Annotated in this window: 12 protein-coding genes; all 12 read right to left on the minus strand. The window is 49.0% G+C overall.

Going from position 1 to position 7,745, the window contains the following annotated elements; all coding sequences use genetic code 11:
- Positions 1–23 precede the first annotated feature (23 nt).
- Positions 24–299, minus strand: a complete 276-nt coding sequence (locus tag AC4MRN_RS17900) for a HypC/HybG/HupF family hydrogenase formation chaperone (RefSeq protein ID WP_491204044.1) — start codon at positions 297–299, stop codon at positions 24–26.
- A 15-nt stretch (positions 300–314) separates the two neighbouring features.
- A complete protein-coding gene (locus AC4MRN_RS17905) occupies positions 315–1,790 on the minus strand; it encodes a sigma-54-dependent transcriptional regulator (RefSeq protein WP_488802457.1) in 1,476 nt (491 codons plus the stop codon).
- Complete coding sequence (hypB, locus tag AC4MRN_RS17910) at positions 1,790–2,716, minus strand: hydrogenase nickel incorporation protein HypB (protein ID WP_491204045.1); 927 nt, start codon at positions 2,714–2,716, stop codon at positions 1,790–1,792. The genes AC4MRN_RS17905 and hypB overlap by 1 nt, the downstream gene beginning before the upstream one ends.
- A gap of 2 nt (positions 2,717–2,718) precedes the next feature.
- Complete coding sequence (gene hypA / locus AC4MRN_RS17915) at positions 2,719–3,060, minus strand: hydrogenase maturation nickel metallochaperone HypA (RefSeq protein WP_174237789.1); 342 nt, start codon at positions 3,058–3,060, stop codon at positions 2,719–2,721.
- Positions 3,053–4,231, minus strand: a complete 1,179-nt coding sequence (locus AC4MRN_RS17920; RefSeq protein ID WP_491204046.1) for a nickel-dependent hydrogenase large subunit — start codon at positions 4,229–4,231, stop codon at positions 3,053–3,055. Before AC4MRN_RS17920 ends, hypA begins: the two co-directional genes overlap by 8 nt.
- On the minus strand, positions 4,228–4,812 hold the full coding sequence (gene hybE, locus AC4MRN_RS17925) for a [NiFe]-hydrogenase assembly chaperone HybE (protein ID WP_491204047.1): 585 nt from the start codon (positions 4,810–4,812) through the stop codon (positions 4,228–4,230). The genes AC4MRN_RS17920 and hybE overlap by 4 nt, the downstream gene beginning before the upstream one ends.
- Before the next feature lie 2 nt (positions 4,813–4,814).
- A complete protein-coding gene (locus tag AC4MRN_RS17930; RefSeq protein WP_370240302.1) occupies positions 4,815–5,036 on the minus strand; it encodes a rubredoxin in 222 nt (73 codons plus the stop codon).
- Between the two features lie 9 nt (positions 5,037–5,045).
- Entirely contained in the window at positions 5,046–5,909 is an 864-nt protein-coding gene (locus AC4MRN_RS17935; RefSeq protein ID WP_491204048.1) for a hydrogenase expression/formation protein, read from the minus strand.
- A 9-nt stretch (positions 5,910–5,918) separates the two neighbouring features.
- A complete protein-coding gene (locus tag AC4MRN_RS17940; RefSeq protein WP_255053378.1) occupies positions 5,919–6,350 on the minus strand; it encodes a thioredoxin domain-containing protein in 432 nt (143 codons plus the stop codon).
- 9 nt (positions 6,351–6,359) lie between these two features.
- The gene (locus AC4MRN_RS17945; RefSeq protein WP_491204049.1) at positions 6,360–6,668 is read right to left on the minus strand and encodes a HypC/HybG/HupF family hydrogenase formation chaperone; all 309 of its coding nucleotides are present in this window, start codon (positions 6,666–6,668) and stop codon (positions 6,360–6,362) included.
- A complete protein-coding gene (locus AC4MRN_RS17950) occupies positions 6,668–7,300 on the minus strand; it encodes a HyaD/HybD family hydrogenase maturation endopeptidase (protein ID WP_491204050.1) in 633 nt (210 codons plus the stop codon). The genes AC4MRN_RS17945 and AC4MRN_RS17950 overlap by 1 nt, the downstream gene beginning before the upstream one ends.
- 219 nt (positions 7,301–7,519) lie before the next feature.
- The coding region (locus tag AC4MRN_RS17955) for a HigA family addiction module antitoxin (protein ID WP_491204051.1) at positions 7,520–7,745 on the minus strand (226 nt) is incomplete at its 5' end.

The following is a 7,745-nucleotide window of genomic DNA, read 5'->3' on the forward strand; positions in this document are numbered from 1 at the left end:
ATTGATTGCTCATGATTCACTACTCAGACGCCGTGCTGCATGGCGTCCAGCTCTTCCTGCAACTCGCCAATTTCGGCAAGAATTTGCAGAGTCCGCTGCGCCTCTTCTTCGTCGATAATGCTCATGGCAAAGCCAACATGCACTAGCGCCCATCTGCCTACCAGCGACTGCAAATTGCCATCAGCTGGTACCACACAACTCAGGTTCGCCTCTCGCTTTACACCGGATACCTGCACAACCCCGGTTTGCAACGCTTCGTCGGTAATCGAGACGATTTGACCGGGAATACCTAAACACATACCAATTCTCCCCGCTTAATGCTGTTTACTTGGATCAGTGTCACCGGTTTTCTCGAGCTCATAGCGTTCAAGCTTAGAGCGCAAGCCAACCCGGGATAACCCCAATTCCAACGACGCACTGCTTTTGTTCCAGCGATGCCGAATGAGGGTTTCACGTAAAATACGTTTTTCCAGTAACTCCACCTTTTCTTTTAAGGTGCCTTCGAGTCCTGCAAACATGTCAATGTCGTCATCTTCGGCGTCTGGCGCTGCGCGCAGCACGCGTGGGTTTAACAGATCCGCGGTCAACCATTCGCCTTCGCACATCACCAGCATGCGACGCACCTCGTTTTGCAATTCACGCACATTTCCAGGCCAGCTATAGCGTTTCATACAAGCAATCGCCTCTTCGCTGAAACCTTTTACCGGCTTGTCAAACTGGTGCATGGCATTTTGCAGAAAGTTGTTAGCCAGTACCGGTATATCGATGGTACGGCGGGACAATGCGGGTAATTCAAGGGTAACCTCAGCAAGTCGGAAATACAGATCCTGACGGAAACGCCCGGCGCGAACTTCTTCCTCTAAATCCCGGTTGGTCGACGCCACAATGCGAACGTTAACCTGGCGACGTTGTTGTTCACCCAGCCTGCGAATTTCGCGTTCTTGTAACACACGCAGCAGCTTTACCTGAAAGGCCGGGCTGATTTCACCTATCTCATCAAGAAAAATAGTGCCGCCATCTGCTTGCTCAAATAAACCCACATGGTCGGTAATAGCACCGGTGAACGACCCTTTTTTATGGCCGAATAATTCAGACGCGAGTAATTCATCGGGCATCGCACCACAGTTTTCCACCACGAAGGGCCGGTCTGCACGCAGGCTGTTGTAGTGCAGCGCCCTGGCAAATAGCTCTTTACCTGCACCAGACGGGCCAGTTACCAATACAGATACGTCGTAAGGCGCTATTTTTCCGACCTGATCGCAAATCTTGTTGAGCGGGCTTTGCGCATGGCGTTTGATTTCGTTGAGATCGAAACTGCTTCGCAATTGGGCTTTCTTCTCGACAACCTGCTGCTCAGCCTGGGTTTCCGTTAGCCGCATTTCCATATTTAGCAAGGCATTTTCGCTTTGTAACGCACACATACGGCAGGCGCTGCGAATAGTCATTAACAAGCTTTCCGGATGCCATGGCTTGGTGATGTATTGCAGGATCCCGGCTTCGTTGAGCCCCTTAATAATGTCCTCTGAATCGGTATACCCCGACAAAATAAGGCGTGCGACTTTAGGCCAACGCTCCCGCACTTCAGTGAGCAGTTCAACGCCAGTGCGATCCGGCATACGCTGATCACATAAAATCACCTGAACATCATTGTCTTCGAGAAGACGCAATGCCACCTGCGCACTATTTGCGGTCAGCACATCAAATTCTTCATCCAACGTGCGTTCCAGCGTTTCAAGAGAACGCACTTCATCGTCGACACACAAGACTACCGGGCGTGTTGAGGCAGGCATTACAAGATCGCCTTAAACTGTTCAATTTGCTGCTGCAGGATTTGAATACGCGACTCAATAATGGATGCCCGTTTGTGACTGATCCAGTCAATCCACTGGTCCATACCCTCTCCGCTTTTGGCCGACAGTTGGATGATTTTAATGTCCGGGTTAACGCGTTTTGCATATTCAATACAGCGCTCAACATCGAAATCCAGATACGGCAACAAATCCGTTTTATTCAGGATCATGAGTTCCGAAGCATGAAACATATCGGGATATTTCAGCGGTTTGTCTTCGCCTTCCGTTACCGACAAAATGGACACTTTGGCGGCTTCGCCCAGGTCAAACGATGCCGGACACACCAAATTACCAACGTTTTCAATAAACAACACACCACCGGTTAAGTCGGAAAAGTTCTCCATGGCATGACCGACCATGTGAGCGTCCAGGTGGCAGCCTTTGCCTGTGTTGATTTGCACCGCCTGTACACCGGTTTCGCGAATACGGTCGGCGTCGTTAGCAGTTTGCTGATCACCTTCGATAACCCCCACGGTATAGCGGGATTTGATGTGATTAATGGTTTCTGTGAGTAAGGTTGTTTTGCCTGAGCCGGGACTGGACACCAGATTCAGCACAAACATCGACTGTTGCGCAAAGCGCGCCCTGTTTTGCGCCGCATACTGGTTATTTTTGCCCAGAATATCCTGTTCTATCTGCACCATTCGGCTTTGGCTCAGACCCGCGACATGAGCGTGAGCCGGCCCTTTTCCAAAATGAATATTGTCGCCTTCACTTTCAATTCCTGCATGGTCGTGCTCATGATGAGTGTGGTGGTGACCATGATGATGATCATCATGGCCATGAGTATGTGAATGAGCATGGCTATGGGAGTGATCATGCTCGATGCTGACTTCACCTTCTGAGCAACCGCAAACTGTACACATGGTTAAGCTACCTCTAGTTCTTTTATTCTCATTTCATCGCCCTGTGTTATCTGTAAGTGATAACTGCCACAAACAGGGCAACTGTCATAGCGCTGCGTGACCGGGACGGTATCCAGACACTGTAAGCAAAACGCTTTTCCGGGTAATTTGATAATGTGCAGACTGGCGCCTTCTGCCAGACTCTCTTTTATCACTACGTCAAAACAGAAGGTCAACGCGTCTGTTTCAATAGCGGCAAGGGGGCCAATTTCCAGCCACACTGCCTTCACTTTCTCGAATGACTGGCTGACAGCCTGTTCTTCGAGAACTTGTAAAATGCCTTCTGCAATAGACATCTCATGCATGAATCACCTCCAACTGCCAGGGTACACATGGGTCGAGCAATGTAATCAGTATTTCACTTACCGGTTTAACCTGTTCTCGCGGTAGCGTTAGCCCCGATAACATGGTTTTCAATGTACCCTGCGGGTGAAAGTTCCACTCTGTCGGCGCAATAATCTGATAATCTTTTACTGTATTATTTTCAGATAGTTGAACCCGATGGAACAAGGTTCCTCTGGCGGTCTCCACTATAGCGCACCCTTTACTTTTGACTGAATCGACCTTTTTATCACCTTCAGAGATTATCGATTCAAAACGCGCTTCAGCCTGACGTATTTCGTCAAACAACGTGCGAACTCGCGCAGTTACATTCTTACCCTTTTGTTTTCGCGATGCGGTGTTATTTGTTAACTGACGTCTGGCCCAACTGCCCGTTTCCTGTGGCAGTCCTGCTACCGTTGGTTGCAAACAAAACGCTGTAGCCGAAGGCGCATCCAAAGCCTGAATGACGTCAGTAACCACATCTTGATTACCCAATAGTAACCTGTTTGCGGCAACACCAAACGGGTATTCATCGCACGCGGCCAATAATCCGCAACGTTCAGAAGAAATCCCCAGCTTGGCCAACGATGAATTTTTTTTATATTTTAAAACAAAGTGTTGCATTGCTTCTCGCAAGTGCAACTGTAATTCATCCAGCACTTTCGCTGGGTCGAGCTCCGAACCTTTTACCCCCTCAACTACCTGAGGTTCAACTGTCAGACTCCAGTCAAGCCTGCGTTTGCACGTATTAAACCAGTCCACTATATGACACAGCTTAGACTTATTCTGCGGTGTCCAGTTGATCACCCAACTGAACACCTGTTCTCGCAACGATTCCGCCATGAGCAACGCCTCACGCGCTCTGATTACTTCAGTTGAAACCGGCTTATTGAGCGCACTTTCAATTGCTTGCAGCGCGGCAACGAGCTGACCTACACCACAGACGTAAAACAATGACGGCATGAGCGCCAATACTTGCTCAACGCTTCTGCCAACAAAAATTCGACTCGCAACCATAGGGCGGGAATTATGTATCAGCACATCGGTAATGCGATTCCGCAAATAGACCACCTGAATGTTAAGACCGCCGGTTTTTGGCTGAGCCGATTCAGATTTGGTGTTGCTATTGGCTAACTCTGCAGCAATGTTCACGATTGCTCTGCCTCACTTCTGCGAAGCCCGCCGGTTAAAAATGCACGGCGACTAAGCCCCTCTGGCAACTCACTTGGTTGAACTGAAGAATCAGATTCTCCCGTATCCTTTGCCTGTTTGGCAGCTTGCTCTTCCAGTATTCGATGCTGTTCAGCCATTACCTTACGCGTCTGATGCCGCTCAGATTCAGACTTGTGTTGTTCGTCGAATAGCGCAGACAATACTGCGGTTGCCGTTTCCAAGGCCACAGCCTGTTCAGAAAACTCAAACATGGGGGAAAACACCGAGCAGGTCGCATAGTCACCCAGACGTTCATCATAAGCACAAATGAATTCATATTGCCCTGATGGAAACTGCAAATAAAACGTCTGCCCTGGTTCGAAAGCGTGCGATTCAGCAGTACCGGTGGGTAACAACAACACATTCATACACCAGGGTGTGACTACCACCCCAATATCATAGCTATCCCATTTTCTAAACGCGGTAGCATCAATGGATAACTGTTTGTTGTAAACCGGCAGGTCAACCATTTTGCCGTCTACTGACCGATAAAACGCGACGACTGCAGCTTCGTGATCCACCACTACTCCTCGATTACCATAAACTGGTCACGATCACCGTCACATTCGGGACAGCGCCAGAAATCGGGAAGTTTCACAAATGGCGTACCAGGTGGTACCTGCCAGACTTCATCGCCTTTCAGCGGGTCGTACACGTACCAGCATATTTTGCATTCCAGTTTGGCATCAGCTTCAATCCGACTGTCATCGCCAAGGTAACTACCTTCAAAACCCTGAAAACTCATAATACTGCCTTACATTAACGCGTCGCGGATTTCTTCCAAACGAATAGCGGAATCAGCCAGGTCCTCCGGAGCTGCGCAAGCAACGGCCGGAATTGCCACAATTTCCAACGTATCCAGAATCAGTTGATCCGTACTGTTGTAATACTGCACACGCCACAGACCATCTACCTGAGTTGACGTGATGCGACAGTTTCCGTAGCCACGCGATAAGATGGTAACGCAGCCCGTGCCTGTAGTAGTGGTGAGGCTGTAGTGATCTTCGGGTGAAAAGGGCAACAAAGACAGGTTTATCACGTGCGACGCCATGTCTGGTTGTTGTTTGTATTGTTCTGACGTTTCTGCAATTTCTACCAATACTGACGGCGCATTAAGCAGCCCCTCAGGCAAGGCCTCGATGCGTTCAGTAAGATTTACTTTTGTCGCAAAAGCTTTTTCGCGCACGCACTCCGGAATTTCAGCTACTTCAATCGCTTCCGACAGCACGTTGCCCTGCTCATCAAAGGTGCGCAGTCGCCAAATGCCTGCCATTACCGTTTCCTGAATACGAACCGGGCGCTCGCCCTCGATAAGGACACTGACCTCACCCTCACCCAATATCTGGTTTAACAGATTCAAATCCGCGTCAGGCAACTCAGTTAAGGTAAGGATACTTGCCTGACCATTATCGTTAATCTGAGCCAGCATCAATTGGATATCAGCCAGAATGGCCATCGCTTGAGGACAACGTTCTAGTTCGCTTTCTTCCGGGAAGGACGGCATGTCGTAAGTGCTCATCTCAGAAGGCATTTTCATGTAGTCCAGCACCATATCGCCTTCTGGCTGACTACCCGGCCCTACAGGCACGTTGACGATGTTTATACTAATGTCACGCATATTAAATCCTTACTGTCCGCAGGGTTTGCTAATGGGGTTAAACACAACCGGAATACCGATACCCGGGTCCGGCCGCGGCTCGAGCGTTAAAATACGGCTGATTTCACGCACATAATCATCCCAGTTTTGCACTTTCGTAATGGCATCCAGATACTGCCCGTTTTTCAGAAACACCAGTGCCGGCCAGGCCATAAAGTTGTATCGCCCTCTGCAGGCTGTCTGAATATTCGTCGACACCACAGCCGGGGTAAGCTGGCCGAAGCGCTTGATTAACTCGGGTAAAATCACCGCGACATCCAGGCTTTCCGGGAAGCGTTTAGGATCTTCTGTTAAAAACAAGACGCTGTAGGGGGTGCTGGTAATAAAGTCTTCGAAATTGTCATCGTCGAGCACCGGGTAGCCCAGTTCGTCGACCAGTCGGTCTATTAGTGGTGAAGTCATGTTGTTCTCTTATTTTAATAATGGTTTTAAATGGTCGGGTAACTCAGGCTCATTGTGAACCAAATCACCAAAGCAATCGTCGAGGTTTACTGATTGGCCAGACATCACGCGTTCTATGGCACTAACGGCCTCTTCAACCTGTTTGGCGCGCTCTGGGCACAGTATTTCTCGCGCAGCATCCAAAAAGATCAGCAGCCAGGCACCCGCTTCAACTGAGCCAACCAATGAGGTATCCACCCAACGAATGTCTTCACCGCGCTGGCACCGAGCACGATGCTCGGTGGTTTCAAGTACCTGGTACACAAGACCAATACACATTAGTCTGTACCCTCTGGCACTGAAGTCGCTCCCGCAATGACACGAATGTCACCAGTACGACAGGCTGACGCCTCGTCCGGACGACCTTGTTCATAATCACTTAAATTTAACTGCCCGGGTGAAAGCGCTTGTGCCTTACCGGCCTGGCGTGTAGGTTCGACGCCAAACTTAGCGAGATAATCCAACGCGATGTCAATCGCTGGCTTAACCTGGGCTTTGACTTCAGGGCGCAAACTGCCTCCAAAGTCTTCCAGTTCAACAGGCTGACACCCCACCAACAGTAAATCAGCCGGGTAATTACCGGTGAACTCGGCCATGGCGAGTACTTCCTGAAAGCCGGTTTGATGCAGGCTCATTTGTTTGGCGCCCATGAATTTGGGTACATCTTCGTTGTAGATTTTTTTCAGCGTACCCGGTGGTAATCCATAGTCGATGGCATCAAACACCACTAACACATCGGCTTCCTGAACATGTTGAACCAGGTAAATCCCCTGCGTACCACCATCGACCATGTTGACATTGTCAGGGAATACGTAGTCCTGATTAAGTGTTTCTACGCAACGTACACCAAAGCCTTCGTCAGCCCAAAGAATATTGCCAATGCCTAAAATAAGTACTTGTTTTTCATTCATTAGATTTTGTTCTGTACAATCTGGTTAGTTGGCTTCGATTGGCCAAATTACAATTCTTTTACATTTACTGATAAATACAAAGACCATGCCAACATCAGGCATGTGGGCTGAGGCCCGTTTCACGGGGTGTAACGAGTGGCGTTACAAGTACCAGCAATAAAATTATGGTCAATAACTTTCCAATTAAACTAAAAAATGGAAGGTTAAATTTCAAATTAATTAAAATTTATGCGTGGCGTCGTACAATTCCCATAACAACTGCTTTTCCAGCCAGAACATGGGGGTCGTTTGAAAGTAGTGTGCAAGGCGCAGTGCGGTGTCGGCAGAAATAGCGCGCTGCCCATTTATAATTTCATGAACACGGCGGCGGGATACCCCGAGCACGCGAGCCAGTTCAGATTGGCTCATACCCAGAGGAATCAAATAACAACGTTCCAGAAACACA

The sequence above is a fragment of the Marisediminitalea sp. genome, from assembly GCF_984433645.1.

Coding starts and splice junctions, on each gene's coding strand:
- AC4MRN_RS17945 (WP_491204049.1), bottom strand. CDS start 6,668: ATGTGTATTGGTCTTGTGTACCAGGTACTTGAAACCACCGAGCATCGT.
- AC4MRN_RS17935 (WP_491204048.1), bottom strand. CDS start 5,909: ATGCGTGACATTAGTATAAACATCGTCAACGTGCCTGTAGGGCCGGGT.
- AC4MRN_RS17950 (WP_491204050.1), bottom strand. CDS start 7,300: ATGAATGAAAAACAAGTACTTATTTTAGGCATTGGCAATATTCTTTGG.
- hypA (WP_174237789.1), bottom strand. CDS start 3,060: ATGCATGAGATGTCTATTGCAGAAGGCATTTTACAAGTTCTCGAAGAA.
- hypB (WP_491204045.1), bottom strand. CDS start 2,716: ATGTGTACAGTTTGCGGTTGCTCAGAAGGTGAAGTCAGCATCGAGCAT.
- AC4MRN_RS17905 (WP_488802457.1), bottom strand. CDS start 1,790: ATGCCTGCCTCAACACGCCCGGTAGTCTTGTGTGTCGACGATGAAGTG.
- AC4MRN_RS17900 (WP_491204044.1), bottom strand. CDS start 299: ATGTGTTTAGGTATTCCCGGTCAAATCGTCTCGATTACCGACGAAGCG.
- AC4MRN_RS17940 (WP_255053378.1), bottom strand. CDS start 6,350: ATGACTTCACCACTAATAGACCGACTGGTCGACGAACTGGGCTACCCG.
- AC4MRN_RS17930 (WP_370240302.1), bottom strand. CDS start 5,036: ATGAGTTTTCAGGGTTTTGAAGGTAGTTACCTTGGCGATGACAGTCGG.